We start from the raw sequence: 25,539 nt of genomic DNA, 5'->3' as shown, positions 1-25,539 counted from the left end.
GTGTGCTGCTTGAGCTCGAGTCGCCCGCCCTGTCCCCGTCCGTGCGCCCCCCCCCCGGCCCCCGCCCCCCCCCCCGCCCCCGGCCGGCCGGCGCGCCCCCCCCCCCCCCCCCCCCCCCCCCCCCCCCCCACGGCTCGACTGCGGCTCCCGGATGGGTATGTGGGGTCGTCCAGCGCTACTCGGGATTGCCGTTCGTGACGTAGTTGTGGAGGCCGGGAACGGTCAGGGTGCCGCCGAACTGGCCTGCCTGACGGACCGTCACATTCGTGAAGAAGGCGAACGGGACGTTCAGCGGCGGCGGGGTGGCCGGGGTGAACGAGACGGGAATGAGACCGAAGAGGTTGCCCTTCAGCTCTTCCGTGTACATCGTGACGGTGCCGTTGCGGATCGTGGAGGTCGAGCCGGAGCGGGCCTGCACATGCGTGGTGGTGGGCGAGCCGCCCACCGAGGGGCCGTACACCAGCTGGTGGAGGTCCTTGATGTCCACGGACGAGGCCGTGAACTTGAGGACCTTCTTGGTCGTGTCGCCCGTCTTGACCTCGACGATGCCCGCGTAGTTCAGGCCGCTCAGGGTGAGCATCGAGCTCTTGAGGATCCACGGCTGCGAGGGCAGCGTCGGAACACCGGTGTCCTGCTTGGCCGCGGCGAGCGCCTTGGGGTCGGCGGTCGGGCACGGGAAGGGCTGCTTGGCGCCATTGGGGATGGCGGTGTCCTTCTTCGGGTCCAACCCCTTTGCGGCGGCCGGGAGTTCGCTGACCTTCTGGCCCGCCTGGTCGGCCGCCTTCTTGATGGCTTCCGCCGTCTTGTCGAGCGGCTGGTCGGCAGTCTTCCCCGCGGTGGTCGCGGGCTTGGACGCCGGGGTGGCCGGCTTGGCCGCGCTCTGTGCGGGCTTCGGCGCGGCCGGGGTCGACGCGCTCGGCGTCGGCGTGTCACTCGGCGGCGTCGCACTCGGCGTGTCGTGAATGCCGAACAGGCCCTTGAGCGCGTCACCCAGACCCAGCGGGTCCAGCGGGTTCGTCGTCTTGGCGGGCGGCGCCGCGGACTGCGCCGGAGCCGCAGCCGTGTCCGGGACCGCGACCGTGTCCGTGGACGGCTGGTCCGAGGGCTGGGCCGGCTTCAGCAGCTTGTCGACGGAGCCCGCGGCCGAACCCGAGGCCGACGGCGTCGGCTCCTTCGACGTGGCCGCCTTGCTGTCCGGCGAGGCCGCCGACGGGCTCGGCGACGCCTTGCCCGATGCGCTGCTCGACGGGCTCGGGGAAGCCGGGGGGCTGTCCGAGCGGGTCACACAGGGGCCCGGCAGGAACGGGATGTCCGTCTTGTCGTCGGCCATCGCGAGCTTGGGCGTGAGGGTCATCCCGACCAGGACGGCCGTGGGCATGGCCGCAAGGGCCATCGCCTTGCCCGCGGGCATGTGCCACTTGGTCAGCAGCGACTTCCTCGGGGCCGCGTGACGCGGCCCGCTTCTTCCCCGCGGGTCGCCGCCTCCGGTCGAGTCCAGCTGCGTCTCGTCACCCCGCACTGTTCCTCCCGCCGTTGGCGTCAACTGTCGTTTCGTAGGCGGCCGTTGTGGGCTGCTCCGCGGGCGGCACCGTGTCCCCCTCGGGCGCGGATCCGTCCGGGTGGCCGCCGGAGGTCCGGGCCGGCCGGTCGCCCCGCCTGGGCTTGGCAGGCACCCACGCCACGGCGAGCGCGCCGCCGAACATGGAGAACAGGAAGCCGATGACGAAGCCGCCGATGTTGGCGATGGGCAGGGAGATCAGCGCCAGCAGGATCGCCGCGATGCCCGCGAACGTCCGCACCACGTGGTGGAACCACATGGTCAGGCCGAGCGTGACCAGGAGTACGCCGATGATCAGCGAGCCCGCGCCGGCCGTGGTCGACATGGCCAGCGTGACGTTGCCGAGGTGCATGTTGGCGTACGGGAAGTACATGATGGGCACCCCGCCCGCCATGGTGAACAGGCCCGCCCAGAACGGCCTGCGGCCTCGCCAGGCACGGAAGCCAAGCCGCCAGCCGCGCACGCGCAGCCGGAAGTCGGAGAAGTCGCGGGAACCCGTGGTCTCGGCGCTCATGGAAAACAGCTCCCTGGTACCGCTGTTGCACTCAGAAAATTTGGGGGTCCCGGTGGCCGCTCAGCAGGCTCAGCGACCACCGGGGATCAGGCCTAGTACTTGTTCCAGGCCGGGCACTCGTTGGCGCCCTTGGACAGGCTCAGGCTGAGGCCGGGGAGCTTGAACGAGCCCGCGGTGGTCGCCCACGCGTGCTGCTCCACGTTCTCCAGGACCGCGCGGTCGGCGCGCTGCGCGAAGCCGTACGGGTTACCGCCCGGCGTCTTGCCGTCCGCGCCGGGCTGGATGACGACCCGCTCGCCGTTCTTGCCCGTCTTGCCCTCGCCCGCCGCCACACCGATGTCGAGGTTGGTGAACGTCGCGTCGGTGGAGAGGTCGGACACGTCGAGATAGAGGTTGCTCGCCTCGATCTTCTGGCTGCCCTGACCGGCCTTCAGCGTCATCGTCACATCGCCGAGGCCGAACGGCAGCGGCTGGACGACCGACTGGCACATCTTGCTGATCGTGGCGTCGCTGAACCCGGAGACAACGACGGGGTGGGCCGCGTCCTTGCCGTCCAGGGTCTTACCGGTCGCCACGCTCCCGTACTGCAGGAGGTTGTGACCGTCCAGCTGCTGCGCCGTCACCTTGAAGTCGACACCGGACACGCTGAACGACGCCGCCAGCGCACCCTGTGCCAGGCCGACGCCTATCGCGGCCGTGGCGGCCACGCTCGGCACCATGACCAGCGCGAACCGCTTCCATCTGGTCCCGCCACGTACTTGGGACTCCATGACTTTCCTCCTTCTCGGACGTACATCTCCGGGACGGACCCTCAAGGGCTGTCACGGGATGGGAGAAGTGCTACGTCCTCGGGAAGGGGAGCGCACGGGAGGTCGACCGCGTACGACTCGCGCACCTCGTCCGACACCGGCGATCACCCCCGAGCGACAACCACTGGCCACGCGTTCGCGCAACCTGGACAGGCCCTGCCGGAGAGCAGAGACCCCCCTGTCCACGGCCGGTGCCACTGCCACCGGCCGGCCCGGTGGGGACCCAAATGGGCGGTAGCACCGATTGGCTGTCGGGCTGGTGCGTTATTGGACCGAGCGTGGCCGATCGTGGTGCATTCGGGGCCGCGACACAAGGGGGATCGTTACTAGCCAGTAACGGCCCGATAACCGAAGCGCGACCGGTCGGTATCGACCGAGCACGCAGGGTGTCGCCGAGTGACCGGACAGAAGGTGAAATCGCCGCTGAAAAGCGGACGTAAGAGCCAGCTCAACTTACTGGAAGTAACAGCGGCCGCGTTTACCAAGTTTTGGCAAAACGCGGCCGCCTCTTGTCTCTCTGTCGCCAAATCGTCCGTCGCGCACCGCGTGCGGCACTCAGTTGGTGACAGTTCGCTGAACGCCCGAAGGCGCTCGGAAGGACGGCTAGAAGAGCACCCTCGCCAGCGCGGTTCGCGCCGCCGTGACGCGCGGGTCGTCCCCGCCGATCACCTCGAAGAGCTCCAGGAGACGGACCCGCGCGGCATCGCGGTCGTCACCGAACGTGCGCCGCACGGTCTCGATGAGCCGGCCGAAGGCGTCCTCGACATGACCGCCGACCAGATCGAGGTCGGCCGCCGAGATCTGCGCCCCCACATCGGCGGGCTTCTCGGCGGCGTCCTTGCGGACCTGCTGGGGGTCGAGCCCCTGGACGCGCTGGAGCAGCTCGGCCTGCGCAAGACCGAGCTTGGCCTCGGGGTTGCCCGGGTCGTCGCTCAGCACGTTCCGGTATGCCTGGACCGCGCCGGGCAGATCGCCCGAGTCCAGGGCGACGACGGCCGCTTCGAGCAACGCGTCGTACGGGCCCACCGGGAGCGGCGCCTCGGCGGCCTCCGGGGCCGCGGCGTCCTGGTCGACCGGGATTCCGGTCAGGCCGAAGCGCTCCTCGGCGACCTGCACCAACTGGTCCAGGGTCTCGCGGATCTGCGCCTCCGGGGCCGCGCCCTGGAAGAGCGGCAGCGCCTGGCCGGCGACGACCGCGAAGACGGCCGGGATCCCCTGGATCCCGAACTGCTGCATCAGCATCTGGTTGGCGTCGACGTCGATCTTCGCAAGGAGGAAGCGGCCGTTGTACTCGACGGCGAGGCGTTCGAGCAGCGGGCCGAGCTGCTTGCAGGGCTCGCACCACTCGGCCCAGAAGTCGATGACGACCGGCACCTCGGTGGAGCGCTGCAGGATGTCGCGCTCGAAGGTGGCCTCGTCGGCGTCGAAGACGAGGGCTGACGGCGCGACGGCCGGGGTTCCCCCGTGCCGGGCGGCTTCGGCTCGCGCCTGCTCCGCCTTGGCCTTGGCCTCGCCGGCCGCCTTCACCGCGGCAAGGTCGACGACGCCGCTCATGGACATGTTCCTAGGCTGCATGCGTACATCCTCCCCCTTCCGCGCACGGCTGTGGTGATCCGGTGGCAGGATCCGGGCCCGCCCGATGCCTCCCGCCGGATTGCGAGACATCGACAGGCCGCGGATCTTCATTCCTTGCGGCACCCGGGTCCCCACCCCGGCGCCTGTGACATGTGGTTGTCGCGGAAGGCCGCTCAAGGCTTTCGCTACGAGTCGTAGCGTAACTGCTGCGACCCCCGCGCACACGGTGATCTCGCCCACACGACGGGCCCCCTGGCGCGATTGCTACCGGCCGGTATGGTCGCCGTCATGCCTTCTTCAACCAGTGACGGGCGACCGACCTGTACGAGTCGTACGGGCCGGCCCCGCAGCGCCGACGCCGACGCCGCGATCCTGCTGGCGACCCGGGAGGCGCTGGTGGACCTCGGCTGGTCGAAGCTGACGATGGGGGACGTGGCGACCCGGGCCGGGGTCGCCAAGACGACGCTCTACCGGCGCTGGGCAGGCAAGAACGAGCTCGTCGTGGACGCGGTCGCGGTCCTCTTCGACGAGCTCGAACTCCCGGACCTGGGCAGCCTGGTGGCCGATGTGGAGGGCGTCGTCCTCCAGTTCGCGGCGCTCCTGGAGCGCCCCGAGGCGAAGACCGCGCTCATGGCGGTGGTGGCGGAGTCCACCCGGGACGACGCGCTGCGCGGCCGGATCAGATCGGCCATCGTCGACCGGCAGAAGCGGCTGGTTCTGATCGGCCGCGAACGCGCCCAGGTCCGTGGTGAACTCCCCTACGAGGCCGACCCCGAACTGTCCGCCCGCCACGCCGACCTCATCTTCGACGTGGTGGCGGGGGCTGTGGTGCACCGGGCGCTGGTCAGCGCCGAGCCCGTGGACGCGGAGTGGGCCCGCGACTTCACGCTCCTCATCTGCTCGGGCCTGGCCGCGACGGCCTGAGGCCCGAGCGGGAGGGCGGTCAGACCTGGTAGCGGGTCGGCGCGAACAGCGCCAGGTTCTCCTCGACCCACCGCGATGTCAGTTTCAGGCCTTCTTCCAGAGAGACTTCCGGCTCCCAGCCGGCCCACTCGCGCGCCCGCGCGTTGTCGGAAAGCAGCCGCTCCACCTCGCTGCCCGAGGGGCGAAGCCGGGCCGGGTCGACCACGACCGAGGCCTTGCGGCCCGACGCCGCGATGAGCGCCTCGGCGAGCTCCCCGATCGCGATCTCGCGCCCGGTGCCCAGATTGACCACCTGCCCCAGCGCCCGGTCGCACTCGGCCACCGCGAGGAAGCCCCGCGCGGTGTCGGCGACGTACGTGAAATCACGCGTAGGGGTGAGCGAGCCCAGCTTGATCTCCCGTACGCCCGCGTGCAGTTGGGCCAGGATCGTCGGGATCACGGCGCGCGCGGACTGCCGGGGGCCGTAGGTGTTGAAGGGGCGTACGACCGTCACCGGGAGCTCGAAGGCGTGCCAGTGCGAGAGCGCCATCATGTCGGCGCCGATCTTCGAGGCGGAGTACGGCGACTGCGGCTGGAGCGGGTGGTCCTCGCTAATCGGGGCGGTCAGGGCGGTGCCGTACACCTCGCTGGTGGAGGTGTGGACGAGGCGGCGGACCGAGTGGCGGCGGCAGGCCTCCGCCACGTTCTCCGTGCCGACCACGTTCGTCTGGACGTAGGCGCCCGGCGAGTCGTAGCTGTACGGGATGCCGATCAGGGCCGCGAGGTGGAACACGGTGTCGCAGCCGGCCACCGCGTCCGAGACCCGGCCCGCGTCGCGCACGTCCCCGGCGATCATCTCGACGGCCGGGTGCCCGATGAGGCGGGCCAGGTGGCCCTTCTCCGCGTACGGCTTGTAGTGCACGAACGCCCTGACGTTCGCGCCGAGTTCGACGAGCTGGTCGACCAGCGTCGACCCGATGAAGCCCTCGGCTCCGGTGACGAGGACGGTCCGGTTCTTCCATACGGAGGTGGTCATGCGGCGTGGTACTCCCTGGTGTACGAGGTCGGGTAGGAGGCGAGTTCGAGGACCCTGGCGGCCAGCAGGTCCGCGGCCCAGGCGTGGTTGCCGGGGTCGGCGGCGCCGCTCATCGCGGCGAGCCGGGCCGGGTCGGCGAGCAGCGGTTCGATGAGGGCGGCGAGCCGGAACGCGGTGGTCTCGGCGTCCGGTACGAGCAGTCCGGCGCCCGCGTCGGACAGGACCCGCGCGTTGTGGGTCTGGTGGTCGCCGGGCGCGTGCGGATAGGGCACGAGGACGGCGGGCACTCCGGTCGCGGCGAGTTCGGCGACGGTCGCCGAGCCGGCCCGGCACACGACCAGGTCGGCGGCGGCGTACGCCAGGTCCATCCGGTCGAGGTAGGGCACCGCCCGCGCACCCGGCAGGCCGGTCAACTGCCGCTCGGTGTCGGCCAGTTGGGCCGGTCCGGTCTTGATGAGGAGGTGTACGTCGGGCCGGTCCCGCCACCGTCCGGCGAGGCCGATCGCCGCCGCGGTGAGCCGGGCCGCGCCCAGGCTGCCGCCGTTGACGAGGACGAGGCGCGCCCCGGGCGGCACGCCGAGCGCTCGCCGGGCCTCGGCGCGCATCGTCGGCCGGTCGAGCGCGGCGAGCGAGGCCGCGATGGGCATGCCGGTGGTGAGGGCGTCGGCGCCGCCCGACAGATGGGCGCGGCTGCGGTCGAAGGCGACCGCGATGTGCGGGGTGAGCCGGGCCGCGAACTGGTTGGCGCGGCCCGGTACGGCGTTGGACTCGTGGATGAGGCTGGGCAGCCCGGCCATTTTGGCGCCCACGATGACGGGCGCGCTCGGATAGCCGCCCATGCCGACCGCGACCTGGGCGCGCTGCGCCTTCAGGATGGCCCGGCACTGCGCGCCCGACTTCAGCAGCGCTGCGGGCAGCAGATACCGTCTGGCGCCGAGCGAAGGGTCGAAGGGGATCATGTCGACGGTGTGCAGCCGGTACCCGGCGCCGGGTATCAGCTCGCCCTCCAGGCCCCGGGTCGTACCGACGAAGGAGACCACCGCGTCGGGGACGGCCCGGCGCAGCGCCTCGGCGAGCGCGAGCCCGGGGTAGATGTGCCCGCCGGTACCGCCCGCCCCGATCACTACTGACAATGGTGTGCGCATGGGACATGAGGTTCACGGGGCGCCCTAAGAGGGTTCTAAGAGCCGCGTTTGGCAGGCTTTGCCCATGAGCACCACGCGCGCGGTCAGAATTCTCGTCGTCGACGACGAGCCGGAGGTACGGGCGGCCGTCGAGGACGGCCTCGCGGTGGAGGGGTACGAGGTCAGGGGCGCCCCCGACGGGCTCGCGGCGCTCTCCGAGGTGGCCGCCTGGCGGCCGGACGCGATCGTCCTGGATGTGATGATGCCGGTCCTCGACGGCCTGGGGGTGTGCCGCCAGCTGCGGGCGATGGGCGACCGCACCCCGGTGCTCGTGCTGACCGCGCTCGATTCGGTGAGCGAGCGGGTGGACGGCCTGGAGGCGGGTGCGGACGACTATCTGGTCAAGCCCTTCGCCCTGGACGAACTCATCGCACGCGTACGGGCGTTGCTGCGCCGGGCGGCTCCCGACCCCGCCGAGCCGCAGGAGCTGCGGTACGCCGATCTGGTCCTGGACCCGGTCGCGCACACCGCCCGCCGCGGCGAGCGCCCGATCGACTTCACCCGCACCGAGTTCGCCCTGCTTGAACTGCTGATGCGCAACCCGGGGCAGGTGCTGCCCCGGGAGTTGATCCACGAGCTGGTCTGGGGCCGCGACTTCGGGCCCGACTCCAACTCCCTTGCCGTGTACGTGGGTTACCTGCGGCGCAAGCTGGAGGCGGCGGGCGAGGGGCGCCTGGTCCACACGGTGCACGGCGTCGGCTACCGCCTGGACGCCGCGTGAGCGCCCGGCGCCGGCTCGGTGCCCGCTGGCGCCGCCACCGCCCGCTGCGCACCCGGCTCACGGTGGCCGCGTCCGCCGCGGTCGCGCTGGTCGCGGTCGGCGTGTGCACGGCAGCGTTCTTCGTGATCCGGTACGAGCTCTACCACCAGCTCGACCTGAACCTGACCCAGTCCGCGACCCTGGCCATCCAGCAGAACCGGGGCGCGGCGCCCGGCGTGCTCGCCGGGGAGTGCCGCTATCTGTCCGCCCCGGCCTGTTCGCAGGTCGTCCCCGCCGACCCGGCGAAGGACCCGGCGAAGGCGTACCTCCTGCCCGTGCGCCCGCCCGTGCGCGAGGTCGCCTCCGGCGCCCGCATTCCGTACTTCACCAACATCACGCTGCCCGACGGCGAGCCCGCGCGGATGCTGACCACCACCTTCCCGGGCGGCGGCAAGTCGCTCCAGGTGGCGCTGCGTTCGGACGCCGTACGCAAGGGGGTGGGCCAGGCGGCCTGGCTGCTGAGCGGGGTGGGCGCGGCCGGGGTGCTGCTCGCCGCCGGGCTTGGCTACTGGGTGTCGCGGACGGGGCTCGCCCCGGTGGCCCGGCTCACCGCGACGGCCGAGCACATCGCGGCCACCCGCGACCCGAGCCACCGCATCGAGCTGCCGCCCGGCCCGGCCGACAAGGAGGACGAGGTGACGCGGCTCGCGGCGTCCTTCAACACCATGCTGGGCGAGCTGGAGCAGTCCGTGACGGCCCAGCGCCGGCTGGTCGCCGACGCCTCCCACGAGCTGCGCACCCCGCTCACCGCGCTACGGACCAACGCCGAACTGCTCGCCCGCGCCGACCGGTTGACGGAAGCCCAGCGGAACCGGGCGGCCACCGCGCTCGGCCGCCAGATCAGGGAAGTGTCCGTGATGGTCAACGATCTGATCGACCTGGCCAGGGACGAGGAGCCGACCCCGCTCCTGGAGGAGGTCCGGCTCGCCCCACTGCTCGCGCACACCGTGGACACGGCCCGGGCGCACTGGCCCGCGACCCCGTTCCAGCTGGACCTGACCGACGCGTCGGCGACCCTGCCCGGCGTCCCGGCGCGCCTGGCCCGGCTCATCTCCAACCTCCTGGACAACGCGGCCAAGTTCAGCCCGCCCGGCGCCCCGGTCGAAGTCGCCCTGTTCTCAGGCGAGTTGACGGTACGCGACCACGGGCCCGGCATCTCGGAGGCCGACCTGCCCCATGTCTTCGACCGCTTCTACCGCGCCGAGCAGGCCCGCGCCCTGCCCGGCTCGGGCCTGGGCCTCGCGATGGCCCGCCAGATCGCCCGCGCACACGGGGCAGAGCTGACCGCAGAACGCGCCGCGACCGGCGGCGCCCTGTTCCGCCTGACCCTGCCGACCGGGTCCGGCTCACCCCGCTGACGACTGGGTATGCCTGCATGGGCACCCCTGCCAAGGGTGACGCTGCTAGGCGCGCGGGGAACTGCGCGACCAGCGGAGCCACGCGGTGGAGCCGCAGAGTGTTGCAGCCGGGCTCAGAAACCGGGCGGCTCCGTGTACGTGCCCCACTCGTCGCGCAGCACCCCGCAGATCTCGCCCAGCGTGGCCTCGGCGCGGACCGCGTCCAGCATGGGCGCGATCATGTTGGAGCCGTCGCGGGCGGCGGCCAGCATCGCGTCCAGGGCGGCGCGCACCGCCGCGTCGTCGCGGCGCGCCTTGCGGTCGGCGAGGGCGCGCACCTGCTCGCGCTCCACTTCGTGGCTGACCCGCAGGATCTCCAGGTCGCCGGTGACCGAGCCGTGGTGGCAGTTGACGCCGACGACCCGCTTGTCGCCCTTCTCCAGGGACTGCTGGTAGCGGAAGGCCGACTCGGCGATATCGCCGGTGAACCAGCCGTCCTCGATGCCGCGCAGGATGCCGGAGGTGATCGGCCCGATCGGATGCTGCCCGTCCGGATGCGCCCTCGTCCCCCGCTCCTTTATCCGGTCGAAGATCTTCTCGGCGTCGGCCTCGATGCGGTCGGTGAGCTGCTCGATGTACCAGGAGCCGCCGAGCGGGTCGGCCACGTTCGCGACGCCGGTCTCCTCCATCAGGACCTGCTGAGTACGCAGCGCGATCTCGGCGGCCTGCTCGGACGGGAGCGCGAGCGTCTCGTCCAGGGCGTTGGTGTGCAGCGAGTTGGTCCCGCCGAGAACGGCGGCAAGAGCCTCGACCGCGGTCCGCACCACGTTGTTGTACGGCTGCTGCGCGGTCAGCGAGACCCCGGCGGTCTGGGTGTGGAAGCGCAGCCACTGCGCCTTGTCGGACTGCGCCCCGTACACCTCCTTCATCCAGCGGGCCCAAATACGGCGCGCCGCACGGAACTTGGCGATCTCCTCGAAGAAGTCGACGTGCGCGTCGAAGAAGAAGGAGAGCCCGGGCGCGAACACGTCCACGTCCAGGCCGCGGCTCAGGCCGAGCTCCACGTAGCCGAAGCCGTCGGCCAGCGTGTACGCCAGCTCCTGCGCGGCCGTCGCCCCCGCCTCGCGGATGTGGTAGCCGGAGACCGAGAGCGGCTTGTACGCGGGGATGCCCTCGGCGCAGTGCTCCATCAGGTCGCCGATGAGGCGCAGATGCGGCTCGGGCTGGAAGAGCCACTCCTTCTGCGCGATGTACTCCTTGAAGATGTCCGTCTGGAGCGTGCCGTTGAGGATGCCGGGGTCGACGCCCTGGCGCTCGGCGGCCACCAGGTACATGCAGAAGACGGGCACGGCGGGCCCGCTGATCGTCATCGAGGTGGTGACGTCACCGAGCGGGATGCCCTGGAAGAGGACCTCCATGTCGGCCGCCGAGTCGATGGCGACGCCGCAGTGGCCGACCTCGCCGAGCGAGCGGGGATCGTCGGAGTCGCGACCCATGAGGGTGGGCATGTCGAAGGCGACGGAGAGCCCGCCACCGCCGGCCGCCAGGATCATCTTGTAGCGCTCGTTGGTCTGCTCGGCATTGCCGAACCCGGCGAACTGCCGGATCGTCCACGTGCGCCCCCGGTAGCCGGTCGGGTAGAGGCCCCGGGTGAAGGGGTACTCCCCGGGCCAGCCGATCCGCTCGAACCCGTCGTACGTATCGCCGGGCCGGGGCCCGTACGCGGGGTCGACGGGGTCCCCGGAGAGCGTGGTGAAGTCCGCGTCGCGCTTGCGGGCCTTGTCGTAACGGGCCTGCCAGCGGCGGCGGCCTTCCTCGATCGCGTCAGCGTCCATGGAATCAAATTTACTTGGACGTCCTAGTAAATGTCGATGGGTAACCGCCGCGCATCGCTCGCGCGGCGGTGGGGTCGGCCACAGACCCTGGCCGGCGGCTAGGCGCTGGCGCCGGCCGGGACCTCGTCCGCGACCCTGGCCTCCAGCTCCTTGGAGACCTTGCGCTCGACGAAGAAGGCGGCGGTGGGGATGGTGCCGGCGATCAGCACCCACAGCTGCTTGCCGACCGGCCACTTCGCCTTGGAGCCCAGGTCGAAGGCGAAGACGAGGTAGATCACGTACAGCCAGCCGTGCGCGATGCCCACGATCTTCGTGAAGTCGGCGGCGCCGTTCATGTCGAGGATGTACTTGGCGATCACGCCCAGGGTCAGCAGGACCAGCAGCACGCCGGTGACGTAGGCCATCACGCGGTAGCGGGTCAGCACGCTCTTTTTCATGCGGTCGAGCGTAACGGGACGCATGGGGCGATCTTCGCGCGGGTAGCGCCTGCGGCGGGCTTCTCCCCCGCCCCGCCCCTTCCCGCTGTGACACTCAGCGGCTCCACCGCGGGCCTCCGGGGGTGGGGTGGGAAAGGTTGTTTTCGGGGGGGCTTCGCCCCCAGACCCCCGCGGGGGCTCCGCCCCCTGCACCCCCTTCGGGGGCTCCGCCCCCGGACCCCTGGGCGGGGGGCTGGCCGCCCCCGGACCCTGGGGGGCGGCTAGCCCTCGAAGTCGTTCGCCGCCACCCGCAAGGGCCGCAGCATCGCGAAGATCTCGCCGCACTCCTCCGCGTCGTACACCCCGAGCCCGAAGTCCATCGCCATGAGGTCGCGCGTCGCGTCCTCCACCACCTCGCGGCCCTTGTCCGTGATGGACGCCAGTGTGCCGCGGCCGTCGTTCGGGTTGGGGCGCTTGTCCACGAGGCCCGACCTGACGAGGCGGTCCACCGTGTTCGTGACCGACGTCGGGTGGACCATCAGCCGCTCGCCGATCTTGGACATCGGCAGCTCGCCCGCCTTGGAGAAGGTGAGCAGGACCAGCGCCTCGTACCGCGCGAAGGTCAGCCCGTACGGCTTCACCACCGCGTCGACCTCGGCGAGCAGGATCTGCTGCGCCCGCATGATCGAGGTGATCGCCCCCATCGAGGGCACGGGACCCCAGCGCTGCTGCCAGAGTTCGTCGGCTCGGGCGATGGGATCGAAGGGGAGGCTGAGCGGCTTGGGCACGCGTCGACCTTACCCACTGGTCACATGCCGGTCAGCCCCGTCTCGCAGTTCGGTCCCCCGGCGTCCGCGGCACCGCCACCGCGCGCGCCGCCCGGCATGGCGCTCCCCCACGCAGAGTGACCGTTATGTCACGATTGGCCGGTCTCGTGGATACCCGCAGATACCCGTCCAGATCCGTAGAGATCGTCGTCACCCAGGGGAGCTGGATGTCCCGGTACCGCACCCTCCTCGCCGCCGCCCTGCTCACCGCCGTCGCCGGCTGCTCCTCCGGCGCCGCGCCCGGCGAGGCCGCCGTGATCCAGGGCCACCCCCGGGTCGAGGCCGCCCCTGCGGCGGCGCTCGGATCGCCGTTCTGGGTCGACCCGGAGAGCGACGCCGCCCGGCAGATCAAGATCTGGGAGGGCCAGGGCCGCAAGGCCGACGCCCAGGTGCTGCGCCGGATCGCCGAGCGGCCGGTCGCCTCCTGGCCGTCCGACAAGGACCCGCAGCCCGACATCCGCAAGGCCATCGCCGGTGCCGCCAAGGAGAAGCGGACCGCGCTGTTCGTGGCGTACAACATTCCGCACCGCGACTGCGGCAACTACTCGGCGGGCGGGGCGAAGGGCGTCGAGGGCTACCGCAGTTGGTACGGGATGTTCGCGGAGGCGATCGGCGACGCGCCGGCCGTCGTCGTCCTGGAGCCGGACGCGGTGGCCCACATTGTCGACGGGTGTACGACGCCCGACCACCACGCCGAGCGCTACCAGCTCCTGAACGAGGCGGTCCAGCACCTCAAGGAGCTGCCGAACACCAAGGTCTACCTCGACGCGGGCAACCCCGCCTGGATCCCGGACCCGCACAGCCTGGTCGAGCCGCTCAGGCGGGCCGGCATCGACAAGGCGGACGGCTTCGCGCTGAACGTCTCCAACTTCCAGACCGACGCGACGGTACGGGCGTACGGGGTGCGGGTGTCGCGGGAGCTCGACGGCAAGCACTTCGTCATGGACACCAGCCGCAACGGAGAAGGGCCGTTGCTGCACGACCGCGACCAGTCCTGGTGCAACCCTCCGGGGCGGTCGCTCGGCACGCCGCCGTCGGTGAGGACCGGGGATCCGCTCATCGACGCGCTCCTCTGGATCAAGCGGCCCGGGGATTCCGACGGGCCCTGTCGAGGGGGCCCGTCCGCGGGGACGTGGTGGCCGGACTACGCGCTGGGCCTCGCGAGGCGTGCGCGGGGTTGACGCCGAGGACCCGAGGGCGCTGCCTCCGGACCCCCGATCCTCGAACTCCAACAAGGACTACGCCCGGGGGACCCCCCAAGGGACTTGACTCCGCTCAGTCGATACGGAGCCATTTCGCCTCGGACGGCGTGCCCTCCTGGTCCGTCACGAACAGCATGTACCAGCCCGGCGGGACCAGGGCGCGGTCCTTCGGGACGGTGATCGTGACCGAGTTCTGGTCCTTCGTCAGGCCCAGCTCGATCGAGCGCTGTTCCACGTCCGTGGTGTGGGTCACCGCGCTCGGCCGCATCAGGCGGGCCTTCACGATGCGTTCGGGGTGGTCCGACGTGAACGTGGCCCGGCCGTCGCCCGCGGCCGCCTCGGGGCCGTCGCCGAGCGCCGGGCGCTTGTTCTTGTCGCGGTAGAGGTACGGCGGGGTGTAGACCTCCATGCGCTGCTCGAACTTGCCGAGCTTGGTGTTGTCCTTGTCGCCGAAGAGCGAGTCGGAGCCGAAGGTGGCGACCCGGCCGTCGGGCAGCAGCAGAGCCTCGGAGTGGTAGTTGCGGCCGACGGTGGGGTCCGCCGCCTCGCGGAAGGCGTTCGCCTTGGGGTCGTAGAACTGGGCCTTCAGGATGTTCGAGGCGCCCCGGCCCCGGTAGTCCTCGGAGCCGCCGCTGGTGAAGACCGAGTCGTCCGGCATGATCACGCTGTTCAAGTACCGCGTGCCCTGCGGGAGTTCGGGTCCCGTCTTGAATGCGGGGCTGTCCTGCTTCAGGTCCACCACGGCGGTGCGCGGCGTGGACTTCGCGGACTCGCCGACCCCGCCGCCGCCGAGCAGCATGAACCGCTGGTCCTGGGCGGGGGGCAGCAGGAGTGAACTGGCCGTCTCCAGCTGGTCGGTGGCGTTCAGGCCGCCGATCTTGGTGAAGGTGTTCTTCTCCACGTCCCACAGCCCCGGCTCGCGGCCCTTGTCGGCGGGCCCGTACCCGGCGTTCGCACCCGAGTAGAAGAGCTTGCCGCTCCTGGTCAGGAACAGCGAGGGGTAGGTCGGGAAGTAGCGGAAGGGGCCCTTGGACCACTTCTTCGTCTTCGGGTCGTAGATCTCGTTGTCGCCCGCGAGGATGGCGCCCACGTCGTCGAGTCCGGAGACCGCGAGGACCCGGCCGTCCTGGAGCGTGGTGAGCGTCGGGTACCAGCGGGCCTCCTTCATCGGGTCGACCGGGATGTACTTCTCGGCCTTCGGGTCGAATTCGTACGCCGCCCTGATGCCCTGGAAGTCCTGCTTGTCCAGGGTGAGTTTCTCGGCGAGCCCGTACACGTTGTCGGCGTCGGCGCCCGTGAGGCCCTCGATCTCGTACTGGGCCTGGTCGGTGGCGACCGAGCGGGGGCCCTCGGCGGCGGCCTCCACGAAGACCCGCGCCTCGGCGGCGGTGACCTTCGTGTTCCAGGGCTTCATCTGGCCGGTCGCGTAGTACGAGACCTCGAACTCGCGCTTGGCGCGCGGCACCGTGACGTCGAACCTGGACACGTACTCCACGCCCGAAGCGGAGCGGAACTTGGTGCCCTTCTTGATGGTGACGGCCTTCTCCGGGTTCTCGTTCTTGACCCGCATGCCGCCGCCGGCCCGCTTCACCGCGTCGTCGAGGACCTCGTAGCGGGCGGTGCCGCCGGCCACCAGGAGCTTGCCGTCGGGTAGTTGGGCGTGACCGCCGCAGAAGAAGTCCTCGGGGGTGGGGACCTTCTTGAAGGAGTTGTCCCTCGGGTCCCACAGCACGGTGTCGAAGGTGCCCGCGTCGAAGTGGTCCTGCTTGTTGCCGGAGCCCGCGATGATCAGCACCTTGCCGGTGTGCAGCAGCGCCGCGTGGATCGCGTTGGTCCGGTACTCCTTCGGGATGTCGACGCCGTGCCAGGCGCCGTACTTCGCCATGTACTCGGGCTGGGCGATCTCGTACGCGTGGTACTGCTCGGTGGCGAAGGAGAGCGCGGCGGGAGCGTTCAGGCCCGCCAGGACCACGACGGCGCCGCCGCCGAGCAGGGTCTTCTTCGTCCGCTTCGAAGGCTGGTAGGCCATGGCTCAGTTCCCTCCGGTCGTCGTGGCGACGGCGGGCTCCGCCTCGCTCGCGGGCTTCGTCGTGGCGCTCTGGGCGGCGCCGCGGGCCGCGCCGCGGGCCCGGACCGAGGTCCAGGCCCAGATCGCCGCCGGGGCGAGCGCGATGCACAGGGCGAGCACGGCCCAGGTGCGCATGGCGGCGTGGGTGTGGTGGTAGCGGACGGAGGCGATCAGCGAGACGGTCAGGACGGCCGCCCAGAACAGGTGGATGCGGAAGGTCCACAGCCGGTCGGGGCTGGCCTCGCCGCCCTTGGGGGTGACGATGAAGCGGCCGCGGGTGCGCACCACGGCCGAGCCGAGCGACTTGAGGTAGATGGGCGCCGAGAGCGCCGACATGCCCATCCCGGCGAGCCCGCCCGAGCCCTCGGGTTCGTGGGGCGAGACGTTGTGCCGCCGGTTCCACAGGTACAGGCCGATCTGCAGGGCCGCCGCGTCGCTGTAGAGCATCAGCCAGACCGAGGCGGTGACCTGGGTGCCGGACGCGCCGAACCAGAGGAAGAGCACGCAACTGACCATGCCGAGCAGCCAGTTGACGGCCGTCATCGGGTAGTAGACGAGCATCAGGGTGTACGAGAGCAGCCGGCCGGGCGGCATGCTGAAGGGCGCCTTCCAGTACTGCTTGAACAGCGTCTCGTAGGTGCCGCGCGACCAGCGCAGCTGCTGGGTGAAGAAGTCGGTCCAGGACGCCGGGCCCTCGCCGACGGCCAGCACGTCCGGGGTGTACACCGAGCGCCAGTGGTGGCCGGTCCGCGGGTTCTTGTGCCGGTGCAGCTCGAAGCCGGTGGCCATGTCCTCGGTGATCGAGTCGTACAGGCCGCCGATCTGCCGCAGCGCCGCGATCCGCACGATGTTGTTGGTGCCGACGAACATGGGCGCCCGGTAGCGGTTGCCGGCCCGCTGGATCAGCGCGTGGAAGAGGAACTGCTGGGACTCCGCGGCCTTGGTGACCGGCGAGGTGTAGTTCCCGTACACCTGCGGGCCGACGACGAAGGCGACGTCGGGGTCGCGGAAGTAACCCATCATCCGCTCAAGGAAGTTGGGGAGCGGGGCGTGGTCGGTGTCGACGGAGGCGAAGAAGTCGTAGCCGCCGCCGTGCATCGCGATCCAGGCGTTGTAATTGCCGTGCTTGGTACGGGCCTTGTGGGCGCCCTTCCCGCGGTTCCACTCGGGGACGCCCTTGCGGGTGAAGTGGCGTACGCCCAGCTCCGCGCAGAGCGCCCTGGCCTGCTCGTCGTCGCCCTCGTCCAGGAGCCAGACGTCCAGCGGCCCGGTGTGGGTGAGCCGGACGGCGGCCTCCAGGGTGTTCCGCACCATGGCTATGGGTTCCGTGCCCGGCACGTACGTGGTGAGGAAGGCGACCCGGGTGCCGTCCTCGGGGGTGACCGGGACGGGGTCGCGGGCGACCATCGTGGCGTGGGCGATCGAGGCGACGTTGGCGACCATGAACAGCTCGATCAGGCCGATCGAGATCAGCATCGCGATGTCGAGGTCCACCAGCCAGCGGTCGCCGCCCTCGCGCTCGACCCAGTGGGTGGGCCAGACGAGATAGACGAGCAGCAGGCCGGTGAGTATCGGCGCGAGCGTCATCAGGAGGACGGCGCGTATGCGGTGCGGCTCCTGGGAGAGCAGGCTCCGGTACTGCACCCGGTAGGCCGAGCCGCGCGGCTCCGTGAGCGGTCCGGCCAGCCGGCTGTGGGTGTCGTAGTCGTAGCCCTCCGGGCGCACGGTGCCCTCCAGCTGATCGTCGAGCAGGGGTTTCGAACAGAGTCGATATCCCCACAAAAGTGGAGATTTCCCGGCGTGTCGACTGGAGTACTCCGAGTGAGCGGTTCTAAAGTGGACGGCTTCCCGCGCCGGGAAGGCCGACTGCCCCTCTTCACGGGAACGCACGGAGCCCCCGGCCGCAGCGGCCGGGGGCTCTGTGACGAAGGCGCGTTACGCGGACAGGTGGCGCTCCACCGTTTCGACCTTGGACGTGAGGCCGTCGGTGACGCCGGGGCGGATGTCCGCCTTGAGGACGAGCGAGACCCGGTTCGAGCGGGCCTCGACGGCGGCGACGGCGCGCTTCACGACGTCCATCACCTCGTCCCACTCGCCCTCGATGGACGTGAACATGGCGTCCGTGCGGTTGGGCAGCCCCGACTCGCGGACGACGCGCACCGCGTCGGCGACGTACTCCCCCACGTCCTCACCGACGCCGAGCGGGCTGACCGAGAAGGCGACGATCACGCGTTCACCACCCCTTCCTTGCGGGCCCGGGTGGCGATCACCGCGTCGTCCAGCTCGCGCCGGATCTTGCGCTCGGCGAAGAAGCCGCCGAAGGGCAGCACGGCGAGCACGAAGTACCCGGCGGCGGTCTTCTTCGTCCACTTCGTACGGTTCCAGGCGTCCAGCCAGAAGATCACGTACAGCGTGAACAGGATGCCGTGGACCATGCCCATCACCATCACCCCGTCGAACGAGGTGGTGCGCTTGAGCACCGAGCAGACCAGCAGGATCGGGAACGAGATGGCCTCGGGGAGCGAGATGAGACGGAGTCGGTGCAGGGCGGAGGCTGTCTTGATGTCCACGTGTGGGGCACCTTCGCTGGGAGGGAGCGGGCGGCTGTGATCGTTTGTGAACGGATGCACAAACGATCCCCATTCTGACATCGCACACGTGCCCCTGTTGGGGCGGGGGCCCCGGCGGCTAACGTCTGCCCGTGGCAATGTTCCGACTCCAGGGCAGCAAAGTGCTCGCCGTAGACATGACCGGCGACGCCGTCAAAGCGAAGAACGGCTCGATGGTCGCCTACGAGGGCCAGATGGCGTTCAAGAAGATGTCCGGCGGCGGTGAGGGCCTGCGCGGCATGGTGACCCGCCGGCTGACCGGCGAGCAGATGACCGTGATGGAGGTGAAGGGGCACGGCACGTGCTACTTCGCCGACCGCGCGAGCGAGATCAACCTCGTGAACCTCAACGGGGACAAGCTCTTCGTCGAGGCCAGCAATCTGCTCGCCACCGACGCCGGGCTGCGCACCGGCACCACGTTCACCGGCCTGCGCGGCGCCAGCCAGGGCAACGGCCTGTTCACCACGACGATCGAGGGCCACGGCCAGGCCGCGATCATGTCGGACGGCCCGGCCGTGGTGCTCCGGGTCACCGCCAAGTACCCGCTGTCGGTGGACCCCGGGGCGTACATCGCGCACCAGGGCAACCTCCAGCAGCACTTCCAGTCCGGGGTGACCTTCCGCACCTTCCTCGGCGAGGGCTCCGGCGAGGCCTTCCAGATCCGGTTCGAGGGCGAGGGCCTGGTGTACGTGCAGCCGAGCGAGCGCAACACGATCGGAGGGGACATCTGATGCCCTTCCGCGAGATCAACTCCAAGATGGTCGAGGCGACGCTGAGCCCCGGCCAGAAGATGTTCAGCCAGCGCGGCGCGATGCTGGCGTACAAGGGCGACGTGACCTTCACACCCAACCTCCAGGGCGGCCAGGGCGGCCTGATGTCGATGATCGGCCGCCGGGTCGCCAACGAGGCGACCCCGCTGATGTCGGTCGAGGGAAGTGGCACCGTGATGTTCGGCCACGGCGGCCACCACATCCAGGTCATCAACCTCCAGGGCGACACCCTGTACGTCGAGGCCGACCGCCTGCTCGCCTTCGACGGCACCCTCCAGCAGGGCACGATGTTCATGGGCTCGCAGGGCGGGGTCATGGGCATGGTGCGCGGCCAGGTGAGCGGCCAGGGCCTGTTCACCACAACTCTCAAGGGACACGGGGCAGTTGCGGTGATGGCGCACGGCGGAGTAATCGAGCTTCCGATCACCCCGCAGCGCCCGGTCCACGTCGACCCGCAGGCCTACGTCGCCCACCACGGCGACGTACGCAACAAGCTCTCCGCCGCGCTGGGTTGGCGCGACATGGTCGGCCGCGGCTCCGGCGAGGCCTTCCAGCTGGAGCTTTCCGGCAGCGGCGCAGTGTACGTGCAGGCCTCGGAGGAGAAGCTGTGAGCGCGCCCGTGATCTTCGATCCGTACTCGCTGCCGACCGACGACAACGTCAACAAGTACACCTTCTGCGTGGAGCTCACATCGAGCCAGTGGTTCCTGCAGAAGGGCAAGATGATCGCCTACTACGGGCGCATCGAGTTCAACGGCATCGGCCACGGCCGGCTCGACCGGCTGCTGCGTACGAGCTTCCACTCGCCGCTGCACGCCAGCGACTGGGTGGTGGCGGACGGCAGCGGCAAGATGCTGCTCGCGGACCGCGCCTTCGACGTGAACAGTTACGACCTGGACGACGGCAATCTGACGATCCGGTCCGGCAACCTCCTTGCCTACCAGCCGTCCCTCGCGCTGAAGCAGTCGATCGTGCCGGGTTTCCTGACGCTGATCGGCACCGGGAAGTTCGTGGCCGCCTCCAACGGCCCCGTCGTCTTCATGGAGCCTCCCATCAGGGTGGATCCGCAGGCGCTCGTCGGCTGGGCAGACTGCCCCTCCCCCTGCCACCATTACGACTACGGCTACATGACCGGCCTGCTGGGCGGAATCCGGTCACTTACCGGGCTCGGGGGAACCTCCGGCGAGGAGCATCAGTTCGAGTTCGTGGGGGCGGGCACGGTGCTGCTCCAGTCCACCGAGGTACTGATGCCGGAGCAGTCGACCGGGCAGGTGGACGCCGAGCCCGGAGTGCCGGGCGGCGGTCAGTTCGGGCCAGGTCAGGCGGGCGCGGTACCGCGCCTTCCCGGCCAGCTCGGGGACCTGCAGCGTCGCTTCGGCCTGTGAGCGGTAGTCTGCGGAGTGTGACGTCGAACGTCTGAGCCCGTGCGGGCCCGGCCGGGGCCCGCACGAAGTGGCGCGACCGCCTCGCGTGCCAGGCGTCACACCTGACACTTGGTTCAGAATTCAACTTCTTAGGTAGAATCCACATATGGAGACCGAGACGGCCACGAACTGGCTGAGCGACAACGAGCAGTGCGCCTGGCGCACCTACCTGGACGTCAACAGGATGCTGATGTCCCAGATGGAGAAGGATCTGCAGCCGTTCGGCCTGACCAACAACGACTACGAGATCCTGGTGAACCTCTCGGAGTCGACCGACAAGCGGATGCGGATGAGCGACCTCGCGGCCGCCACCCTGCAGTCCAAGAGCCGGCTCTCGCACCAGATCACCCGCATGGAGAACGCGGGCCTGGTCCGGCGCGAGAACTGCGAGTCGGACCGGCGCGGACTCTTCGCCGTCCTCACTGAGCACGGCACGGAGACCATGGAGAAGGTCGCCCCCCACCATGTGGCCTCCGTACGCCGCCACTTCATCGACCTGCTGTCGAGCGAGGCTCTCGCGGATCTACGCGGGTCACTGACTCCGGTCGCGGAACACCTGCGCGGGCACCGCGGGAAGCTCTGACCGCCAGCGCGGAACCGAGGGCGGGGACCCCGGCCAGCACGAAGCAGAGCGCGAGCGGCAGCTGCCCGAGCACCAGGCCGACGGCCGCCGACGATCCCGAACTCCCGGCGTTCACCGCGGTGTTGACCCAGGCCCCGGCTCGGGTACGGGTGCCGGGCGTGGCCAGTTCGTCGGCGTACAGGTAGGCCGTGGTGAGCGCGGGGGCCACGAACAGGCCGGCGAGTGCGAGCGCCACCGCCATGAGGTAGGGATCCGGTACGAACCCGGCGAGGGCGAGTGCGCCCGCGAGCCCCGCCGCGAGCGGGGCGAGCCGGCCGCGGGCCGAACCGCCCCAGCGCACCGCCCCGTTGACGAGACCGCCCACCGTGCTGCCCACCGACAGCGCGGCGAGCAGCCAGGGCACGACCGAGGGCCGCCCCTGCCCGTCCGCGAACGCGATCACCAGCAGATCCACGCCGCCGAGCCCCACCCCGACCCCGGCGGCGACCAGCGCCGGCCGCCAGGGCGCGCCCCAGGCCCCCCGTGCGCCGTCCCGCTCCGCCTGCTCGCCGCCGCCCATCCCGCGCACGGCGGGCGAGCCGGTCATCCCCACGGTTCCGGCGAGCACGAGGGCGGCGCCGAGGGCGATCGCGGTGGCCGGATGCGCGTACTGCACGAGCGCGCCGACCAGCAACGGGCCGCCGACAAACAGGAGTTCCTCGCAGACCCCGTCGAGGCTGTACGCCGTTTCCAGCATCCGGCGGTCCGGCAGCAGCTCGCTCCACAGGGCGCGCATCGTCGGGCCAAGCGGCGGGGTGCAGGTCCCGGCGGCACCGGCCAGTACGCAGAGCTCCACCCCGGACGCCCCGCCGCGCAGGCACACCCCCGCGATCACGACCAGCAGCGCCGCGTAGCCTCCGGCCATCGGCACCAGCGCCCGCCGCGGCCCGTACCGGTCAACGAGCCCGGCCCGCACGGGCGAGAGCAGCACGCCGCTGACCCCGAACAGCGCCATGACGCTTCCCGCGACGGCATACGACCCGGACCCCTCCTTGACGGCGAGCACGAGCGCGAGCGGGACGACGCCGTAGGAGAGTCTGCCGAGCAGGCCGACGGCGAAGGCCCGGCAGGCATGGGGGGTCCGCAGAACCGCGGCATACGAAGACATGGGGGTTCCTCAAGGTGGGCGTACGAGCGGGAACGCGAAACGGCGCCGTGAGGAGGTCACCTCAACTCACGGCACCGACGCCCGACTTACGCGCACAGAAGAAACATGCGGCCCAAGGTAGCAGCGCGCCGCCCGTCGGCCCAGCCATTGAAAATCCCGGTGTCAGGCCTGTTCCGTCAGGCCCGCCACCAACTCGTCCGCCGCCGCGTACGGGTCCAGCTCGCCGTCCACGATGCGCGCGGCCAGCGCGTCGAGGCGGCGGTCGCCGTGCAGGGAGCCGATGCGTTCGCGCAGGGCGGTCACCGCGATCGTCTCGACCTCGCGGGCCGCGCGGGCGCGGCGGCGCTCCGCGAGGACGCCGTGTTCGGCCATCCACGCGTGGTGCTTCTCCAGCGCCTCCACGACCTCGTCGATGCCCTCGCCGCGCGCCGCCACCGTCTTGACGATGGGCGGGCGCCAGTCGCCGGGGCCGCGGGATTCGCCCAGGCCCAGCATGTGGTTGAGCTCGCGGGCCGTGGCGTCCGCGCCGTCCCGGTCCGCCTTGTTGACGACGTACACGTCCCCGATTTCGAGGATGCCGGCCTTGGCCGCCTGGATGCCGTCGCCCATTCCGGGGGCGAGCAGCACGACCGAGGTGTCGGCTTGCGAGGCGATCTCGACCTCGGACTGGCCGACGCCCACCGTCTCGACCAGGATCACCTCGCAGCCCGCCGCGTCCAGGACCCGGATCGCCTGCGGCGCGGACCAGGCCAGACCGCCCAGGTGGCCCCGGGTGGCCATCGAGCGGATGTAGACGCCGGGGTCGGAGGCGTGCTCCGACATCCGGACCCGGTCGCCGAGCAGGGCACCGCCCGAGAAGGGCGAGGACGGGTCGACGGCCAGGACGCCGACCCGCTTCCCGGCCCGCCGGTACGCCGTGACGAGCGCGGAGGTGGAGGTCGACTTGCCGACACCCGGGGAGCCCGTGAGCCCCACGACGTACGCGCCGCCCGCGAGCGGGGCCAGCGCCGCCATGACCTCGCGCAGTTGCGGGGACGCCCCCTCGACCAGCGAGATCAGCCGGGCGACGGCCCTGGGCCGGCCTTCCCGCGCCTGGGCCACCAGTTCGGGGACGTCCACCATTGCCGCTCCGTTCAGTCGCGTACGCACCGCAGGAATCAGGGAGTTGGGGTCACTTGCCGGGGACGCGCACGATCAGCGCGTCGCCCTGGCCGCCGCCGCCGCACAGGGCCGCGGCCCCGATGCCGCCACCGCGGCGCTTCAGTTCGAGGGCGAGGTGCAGCACGACGCGGGCGCCGGACATGCCGATCGGGTGGCCGAGGGCGATGGCGCCGCCGTTGACATTCACCTTTTCCGGGGACACCCCGAGGTCCTTCATTGACTGGACGGCGACCGCCGCGAAGGCCTCGTTGATCTCGATGAGGTCGAGGTCCTCGACCGTGATGCCCTCCTTGCCGACCGCGTGCCGGATCGCGTTCGACGGCTGCGACTGGAGCGAGTTGTCGGGGCCGGCCACATTGCCGTGGGCGCCGATCTCGGCGATCCACTCCAGGCCCAGCTCCTCGGCCTTGGCCCTGGACATGACGACGACCGCGGCCGCGCCGTCCGAGATCTGCGAGGAGGTGCCGGCGGTGATGGTGCCGTCCTTGGCGAAGGCGGGGCGCAGCTTGCCGAGGGACTCGACCGTGGTGTCGGCCCGTACGCCCTCGTCCTTGGCGAACAGGACCGGGTCGCCCTTGCGCTGCGGGATCTCGATGGGGGTGATCTCGGCCTCGAAGATGCCGTTCTTCTGGGCGGCCGCGGCCCGCTGGTGCGAGGCCGCCGCGATCTCGTCCTGCTCGGGGCGTGCGATGCCGAGGCGGGTGTTGTGCTTCTCGGTGGACTCGCCCATGGGGATGTTCTCGAAGGAGTCGGTCAGACCGTCGTACGCCATCGAGTCGAGCATCTCGATCGCGCCGTACTTGAAGCCCTCGCGGGACTTGGGCAGCAGGTGCGGGGCGTTGGTCATGGACTCCTGGCCGCCGGCGACCACGATGTCGAACTCGCCCGCGCGGATCAGCTGGTCGGCGAGCGCGATCGCGTCCAGCCCGGAGAGGCACACCTTGTTGATGGTGAGCGCGGGGACGTTCATCGGGATGCCGGCCTTGACGGCGGCCTGGCGGGCGGGGATCTGGCCGGCCCCGGCCTGGAGCACCTGGCCCATGATCACGTACTGCACCTGGTCGCCGCCGATGCCGGCCCGGTCCAGGGCCGCCTTGATGGCGAAGCCGCCGAGGTCCGCGCCGGAGAAGGACTTGAGGGAGCCGAGCAGACGGCCCATGGGCGTACGGGCGCCCGCGACGATCACTGAGGTGGTACCGGTCGTTCCAGACATGAGGCACGGCCCCTAGGGAGGTGAGGTGTGAACGAGGGTTTACTTCGAATGTACTGAGCGGTACTGCCCACGTCACCGGGCAGCCGGTGTGATCGCGCGCACGTTGCGTAACCGGCCCTGCGAGCGCTGCACTGGACCCATGCTGACGCGAATCGACCACATCGGGATCGCCTGTTTCGACCTCGACAGGACCGTCGAGTTCTACCGTGCGACGTACGGCTTCGAGGTGTTCCACACCGAGGTCAATGAAGAACAGGGCGTGCGCGAGGCCATGCTCAAGATCAACGAGACCTCGGACGGCGGGGCCTCCTACCTCCAGCTCCTGGAACCCACCCGCGAGGACTCCGCGGTCGGCAAGTGGCTCGCCAAGAACGGCGAGGGCGTCCACCACATCGCCTTCGGCACCGGGGACGTCACCGCCGACTCCGAGGCCATCCGCGACAAGGGCGTACGGGTCCTGTACGAGCAGCCGCGGACCGGTTCGATGGGCTCGCAGATCACCTTCCTGCACCCCAAGGACTGCCACGGCGTGCTCACCGAACTCGTCACTTCCGCACCCGAGGGCACCGCCGGCCACTGAGTCCGCACAGCTGGAGGACGGACCTCCGC

General features: G+C 70.7%; 25 protein-coding genes. 9 read left to right on the top strand and 16 right to left on the bottom strand.

Annotated elements, in window-relative coordinates:
• Positions 1-175: 175 nt before the first annotated feature.
• The 4 genes from ACIBK6_RS25320 to ACIBK6_RS25305 all read right to left on the bottom strand — a co-directional run bounded on the left by ACIBK6_RS25320 (position 176) and on the right by ACIBK6_RS25305 (position 4,456).
• Complete coding sequence (locus ACIBK6_RS25320) at positions 176-1,519, bottom strand: hypothetical protein (RefSeq protein WP_399053626.1); 1,344 nt, start codon at positions 1,517-1,519, stop codon at positions 176-178.
• Complete coding sequence (locus tag ACIBK6_RS25315) at positions 1,509-2,072, bottom strand: DUF6114 domain-containing protein (protein ID WP_399053625.1); 564 nt, start codon at positions 2,070-2,072, stop codon at positions 1,509-1,511. The genes ACIBK6_RS25320 and ACIBK6_RS25315 overlap by 11 nt, the downstream gene beginning before the upstream one ends.
• Before the next feature lie 92 nt (positions 2,073-2,164).
• A complete protein-coding gene (locus tag ACIBK6_RS25310) occupies positions 2,165-2,842 on the bottom strand; it encodes a DUF6230 family protein (protein WP_399053623.1) in 678 nt (225 codons plus the stop codon).
• Between the two features lie 642 nt (positions 2,843-3,484).
• Positions 3,485-4,456 (bottom strand): tetratricopeptide repeat protein, encoded by a 972-nt coding sequence (locus tag ACIBK6_RS25305; protein WP_399053622.1) that lies wholly within the window; start codon positions 4,454-4,456, stop codon positions 3,485-3,487.
• Between the two features lie 288 nt (positions 4,457-4,744).
• Here ACIBK6_RS25305 and ACIBK6_RS25300 point away from each other — a divergent pair, with 288 nt between their 5' ends.
• Positions 4,745-5,380 (top strand): TetR/AcrR family transcriptional regulator, encoded by a 636-nt coding sequence (locus tag ACIBK6_RS25300; protein ID WP_399053621.1) that lies wholly within the window; start codon positions 4,745-4,747, stop codon positions 5,378-5,380.
• A gap of 19 nt (positions 5,381-5,399) precedes the next feature.
• On the opposite strand, the gene ACIBK6_RS25295 is transcribed toward ACIBK6_RS25300, so the two are convergent.
• Complete coding sequence (locus tag ACIBK6_RS25295; protein ID WP_399053620.1) at positions 5,400-6,395, bottom strand: GDP-mannose 4,6-dehydratase; 996 nt, start codon at positions 6,393-6,395, stop codon at positions 5,400-5,402.
• Complete coding sequence (locus ACIBK6_RS25290; protein ID WP_399053619.1) at positions 6,392-7,540, bottom strand: UDP-N-acetylglucosamine--N-acetylmuramyl-(pentapeptide) pyrophosphoryl-undecaprenol N-acetylglucosamine transferase; 1,149 nt, start codon at positions 7,538-7,540, stop codon at positions 6,392-6,394. The genes ACIBK6_RS25295 and ACIBK6_RS25290 overlap by 4 nt, the downstream gene beginning before the upstream one ends.
• A gap of 64 nt (positions 7,541-7,604) precedes the next feature.
• On the opposite strand from ACIBK6_RS25290, the gene ACIBK6_RS25285 reads away from it, so the two are divergent.
• Together ACIBK6_RS25285 and ACIBK6_RS25280 are read left to right on the top strand one after the other, a co-directional pair.
• Complete coding sequence (locus ACIBK6_RS25285) at positions 7,605-8,300, top strand: response regulator transcription factor (RefSeq protein WP_399053618.1); 696 nt, start codon at positions 7,605-7,607, stop codon at positions 8,298-8,300.
• Positions 8,297-9,697, top strand: a complete 1,401-nt coding sequence (locus ACIBK6_RS25280; RefSeq protein WP_399053617.1) for a sensor histidine kinase — start codon at positions 8,297-8,299, stop codon at positions 9,695-9,697. The genes ACIBK6_RS25285 and ACIBK6_RS25280 overlap by 4 nt, the downstream gene beginning before the upstream one ends.
• Before the next feature lie 113 nt (positions 9,698-9,810).
• Here the strand turns inward: ACIBK6_RS25280 and ACIBK6_RS25275 are convergent, their stop codons facing one another.
• From ACIBK6_RS25275 to ACIBK6_RS25265, 3 genes are all read right to left on the bottom strand, one after another.
• On the bottom strand, positions 9,811-11,511 hold the full coding sequence (locus ACIBK6_RS25275; RefSeq protein ID WP_399053616.1) for a methylmalonyl-CoA mutase: 1,701 nt from the start codon (positions 11,509-11,511) through the stop codon (positions 9,811-9,813).
• Positions 11,512-11,609: 98 nt separating this feature from the next.
• Positions 11,610-11,948, bottom strand: a complete 339-nt coding sequence (locus ACIBK6_RS25270; RefSeq protein ID WP_399053615.1) for a DUF3817 domain-containing protein — start codon at positions 11,946-11,948, stop codon at positions 11,610-11,612.
• A gap of 260 nt (positions 11,949-12,208) precedes the next feature.
• Positions 12,209-12,715, bottom strand: coding sequence for a MarR family winged helix-turn-helix transcriptional regulator (locus ACIBK6_RS25265; RefSeq protein WP_399053614.1), 507 nt, complete (start codon positions 12,713-12,715; stop codon positions 12,209-12,211).
• 206 nt (positions 12,716-12,921) lie between these two features.
• Here ACIBK6_RS25265 and ACIBK6_RS25260 point away from each other — a divergent pair, with 206 nt between their 5' ends.
• Positions 12,922-13,935, top strand: coding sequence for a glycoside hydrolase family 6 protein (locus ACIBK6_RS25260; protein WP_399053613.1), 1,014 nt, complete (start codon positions 12,922-12,924; stop codon positions 13,933-13,935).
• Positions 13,936-14,029: 94 nt separating this feature from the next.
• On the opposite strand, the gene ACIBK6_RS25255 is transcribed toward ACIBK6_RS25260, so the two are convergent.
• The 4 genes from ACIBK6_RS25255 to ACIBK6_RS25240 all read right to left on the bottom strand — a co-directional run bounded on the left by ACIBK6_RS25255 (position 14,030) and on the right by ACIBK6_RS25240 (position 18,594).
• On the bottom strand, positions 14,030-15,985 hold the full coding sequence (locus ACIBK6_RS25255) for a galactose oxidase-like domain-containing protein (RefSeq protein ID WP_399053612.1): 1,956 nt from the start codon (positions 15,983-15,985) through the stop codon (positions 14,030-14,032).
• A gap of 3 nt (positions 15,986-15,988) precedes the next feature.
• Positions 15,989-17,749, bottom strand: a complete 1,761-nt coding sequence (locus tag ACIBK6_RS25250; RefSeq protein WP_399053611.1) for a glycosyltransferase family 2 protein — start codon at positions 17,747-17,749, stop codon at positions 15,989-15,991.
• 210 nt (positions 17,750-17,959) lie between these two features.
• Complete coding sequence (locus ACIBK6_RS25245) at positions 17,960-18,253, bottom strand: MTH1187 family thiamine-binding protein (RefSeq protein WP_365440018.1); 294 nt, start codon at positions 18,251-18,253, stop codon at positions 17,960-17,962.
• Positions 18,250-18,594 (bottom strand): DUF3817 domain-containing protein, encoded by a 345-nt coding sequence (locus ACIBK6_RS25240; RefSeq protein WP_399053610.1) that lies wholly within the window; start codon positions 18,592-18,594, stop codon positions 18,250-18,252. The genes ACIBK6_RS25245 and ACIBK6_RS25240 overlap by 4 nt, the downstream gene beginning before the upstream one ends.
• A gap of 137 nt (positions 18,595-18,731) precedes the next feature.
• Here ACIBK6_RS25240 and ACIBK6_RS25235 point away from each other — a divergent pair, with 137 nt between their 5' ends.
• From ACIBK6_RS25235 to ACIBK6_RS25220, 4 genes are all read left to right on the top strand, one after another.
• Positions 18,732-19,364, top strand: a complete 633-nt coding sequence (locus ACIBK6_RS25235) for an AIM24 family protein (protein WP_399053750.1) — start codon at positions 18,732-18,734, stop codon at positions 19,362-19,364.
• The gene (locus tag ACIBK6_RS25230) at positions 19,364-20,014 is read left to right on the top strand and encodes an AIM24 family protein (protein ID WP_399053609.1); all 651 of its coding nucleotides are present in this window, start codon (positions 19,364-19,366) and stop codon (positions 20,012-20,014) included. Before ACIBK6_RS25235 ends, ACIBK6_RS25230 begins: the two co-directional genes overlap by 1 nt.
• Positions 20,011-20,787 carry an AIM24 family protein gene (locus tag ACIBK6_RS25225; RefSeq protein ID WP_399053608.1) on the top strand — a complete coding sequence of 259 codons (777 nt, stop codon included), beginning with the start codon at positions 20,011-20,013 and terminating at the stop codon, positions 20,785-20,787. The genes ACIBK6_RS25230 and ACIBK6_RS25225 overlap by 4 nt, the downstream gene beginning before the upstream one ends.
• Before the next feature lie 145 nt (positions 20,788-20,932).
• Entirely contained in the window at positions 20,933-21,409 is a 477-nt protein-coding gene (locus ACIBK6_RS25220) for a MarR family winged helix-turn-helix transcriptional regulator (protein WP_399053607.1), read from the top strand.
• Here the strand turns inward: ACIBK6_RS25220 and ACIBK6_RS25215 are convergent.
• From ACIBK6_RS25215 to ACIBK6_RS25205, 3 genes are all read right to left on the bottom strand, one after another.
• On the bottom strand, positions 21,315-22,556 hold the full coding sequence (locus tag ACIBK6_RS25215; protein WP_399053606.1) for an MFS transporter: 1,242 nt from the start codon (positions 22,554-22,556) through the stop codon (positions 21,315-21,317). The genes ACIBK6_RS25220 and ACIBK6_RS25215 overlap by 95 nt on opposite strands.
• Positions 22,557-22,718: 162 nt before the next feature.
• Positions 22,719-23,678: a methylmalonyl Co-A mutase-associated GTPase MeaB gene (meaB, locus tag ACIBK6_RS25210; protein ID WP_399053605.1), complete on the bottom strand. Its 960-nt coding sequence runs from the start codon at positions 23,676-23,678 to the stop codon at positions 22,719-22,721.
• Positions 23,679-23,727: 49 nt separating this feature from the next.
• Entirely contained in the window at positions 23,728-24,930 is a 1,203-nt protein-coding gene (locus ACIBK6_RS25205; RefSeq protein ID WP_399053604.1) for an acetyl-CoA C-acetyltransferase, read from the bottom strand.
• Between the two features lie 139 nt (positions 24,931-25,069).
• Between ACIBK6_RS25205 and mce the strand changes: the two genes are divergently transcribed.
• Positions 25,070-25,510 (top strand): methylmalonyl-CoA epimerase, encoded by a 441-nt coding sequence (gene mce, locus ACIBK6_RS25200; RefSeq protein WP_399053603.1) that lies wholly within the window; start codon positions 25,070-25,072, stop codon positions 25,508-25,510.
• Positions 25,511-25,539 lie beyond the last annotated feature (29 nt).

Source organism: Streptomyces sp. NPDC050485, assembly GCF_044458185.1.
Classification (GTDB): domain Bacteria; phylum Actinomycetota; class Actinomycetes; order Streptomycetales; family Streptomycetaceae; genus Streptomyces.
The sequence above is the reverse complement of the archived record's forward strand: the minus strand, read 5'-3'. Positions and strand labels throughout refer to the sequence as shown.

Excerpts from the sequence above, each read along its gene's own strand:
- ACIBK6_RS25310 (WP_399053623.1), bottom strand. The coding sequence starts at position 2,842 with ATGGAGTCCCAAGTACGTGGCGGGACCAGATGGAAGCGGTTCGCGCTG.
- ACIBK6_RS25300 (WP_399053621.1), top strand. The coding sequence starts at position 4,745 with ATGCCTTCTTCAACCAGTGACGGGCGACCGACCTGTACGAGTCGTACG.
- mce (WP_399053603.1), top strand. The coding sequence starts at position 25,070 with ATGCTGACGCGAATCGACCACATCGGGATCGCCTGTTTCGACCTCGAC.
- ACIBK6_RS25275 (WP_399053616.1), bottom strand. The coding sequence starts at position 11,511 with ATGGACGCTGACGCGATCGAGGAAGGCCGCCGCCGCTGGCAGGCCCGT.
- ACIBK6_RS25290 (WP_399053619.1), bottom strand. The coding sequence starts at position 7,540 with ATGCGCACACCATTGTCAGTAGTGATCGGGGCGGGCGGTACCGGCGGG.
- ACIBK6_RS25270 (WP_399053615.1), bottom strand. The coding sequence starts at position 11,948 with ATGAAAAAGAGCGTGCTGACCCGCTACCGCGTGATGGCCTACGTCACC.
- ACIBK6_RS25205 (WP_399053604.1), bottom strand. The coding sequence starts at position 24,930 with ATGTCTGGAACGACCGGTACCACCTCAGTGATCGTCGCGGGCGCCCGT.
- ACIBK6_RS25260 (WP_399053613.1), top strand. The coding sequence starts at position 12,922 with ATGTCCCGGTACCGCACCCTCCTCGCCGCCGCCCTGCTCACCGCCGTC.
- ACIBK6_RS25295 (WP_399053620.1), bottom strand. The coding sequence starts at position 6,395 with ATGACCACCTCCGTATGGAAGAACCGGACCGTCCTCGTCACCGGAGCC.
- ACIBK6_RS25305 (WP_399053622.1), bottom strand. The coding sequence starts at position 4,456 with ATGCAGCCTAGGAACATGTCCATGAGCGGCGTCGTCGACCTTGCCGCG.
- ACIBK6_RS25255 (WP_399053612.1), bottom strand. The coding sequence starts at position 15,985 with ATGGCCTACCAGCCTTCGAAGCGGACGAAGAAGACCCTGCTCGGCGGC.
- ACIBK6_RS25230 (WP_399053609.1), top strand. The coding sequence starts at position 19,364 with ATGCCCTTCCGCGAGATCAACTCCAAGATGGTCGAGGCGACGCTGAGC.
- ACIBK6_RS25235 (WP_399053750.1), top strand. The coding sequence starts at position 18,732 with ATGTTCCGACTCCAGGGCAGCAAAGTGCTCGCCGTAGACATGACCGGC.
- ACIBK6_RS25315 (WP_399053625.1), bottom strand. The coding sequence starts at position 2,072 with ATGAGCGCCGAGACCACGGGTTCCCGCGACTTCTCCGACTTCCGGCTG.
- ACIBK6_RS25285 (WP_399053618.1), top strand. The coding sequence starts at position 7,605 with ATGAGCACCACGCGCGCGGTCAGAATTCTCGTCGTCGACGACGAGCCG.
- ACIBK6_RS25220 (WP_399053607.1), top strand. The coding sequence starts at position 20,933 with ATGGAGACCGAGACGGCCACGAACTGGCTGAGCGACAACGAGCAGTGC.
- ACIBK6_RS25215 (WP_399053606.1), bottom strand. The coding sequence starts at position 22,556 with ATGTCTTCGTATGCCGCGGTTCTGCGGACCCCCCATGCCTGCCGGGCC.
- meaB (WP_399053605.1), bottom strand. The coding sequence starts at position 23,678 with ATGGTGGACGTCCCCGAACTGGTGGCCCAGGCGCGGGAAGGCCGGCCC.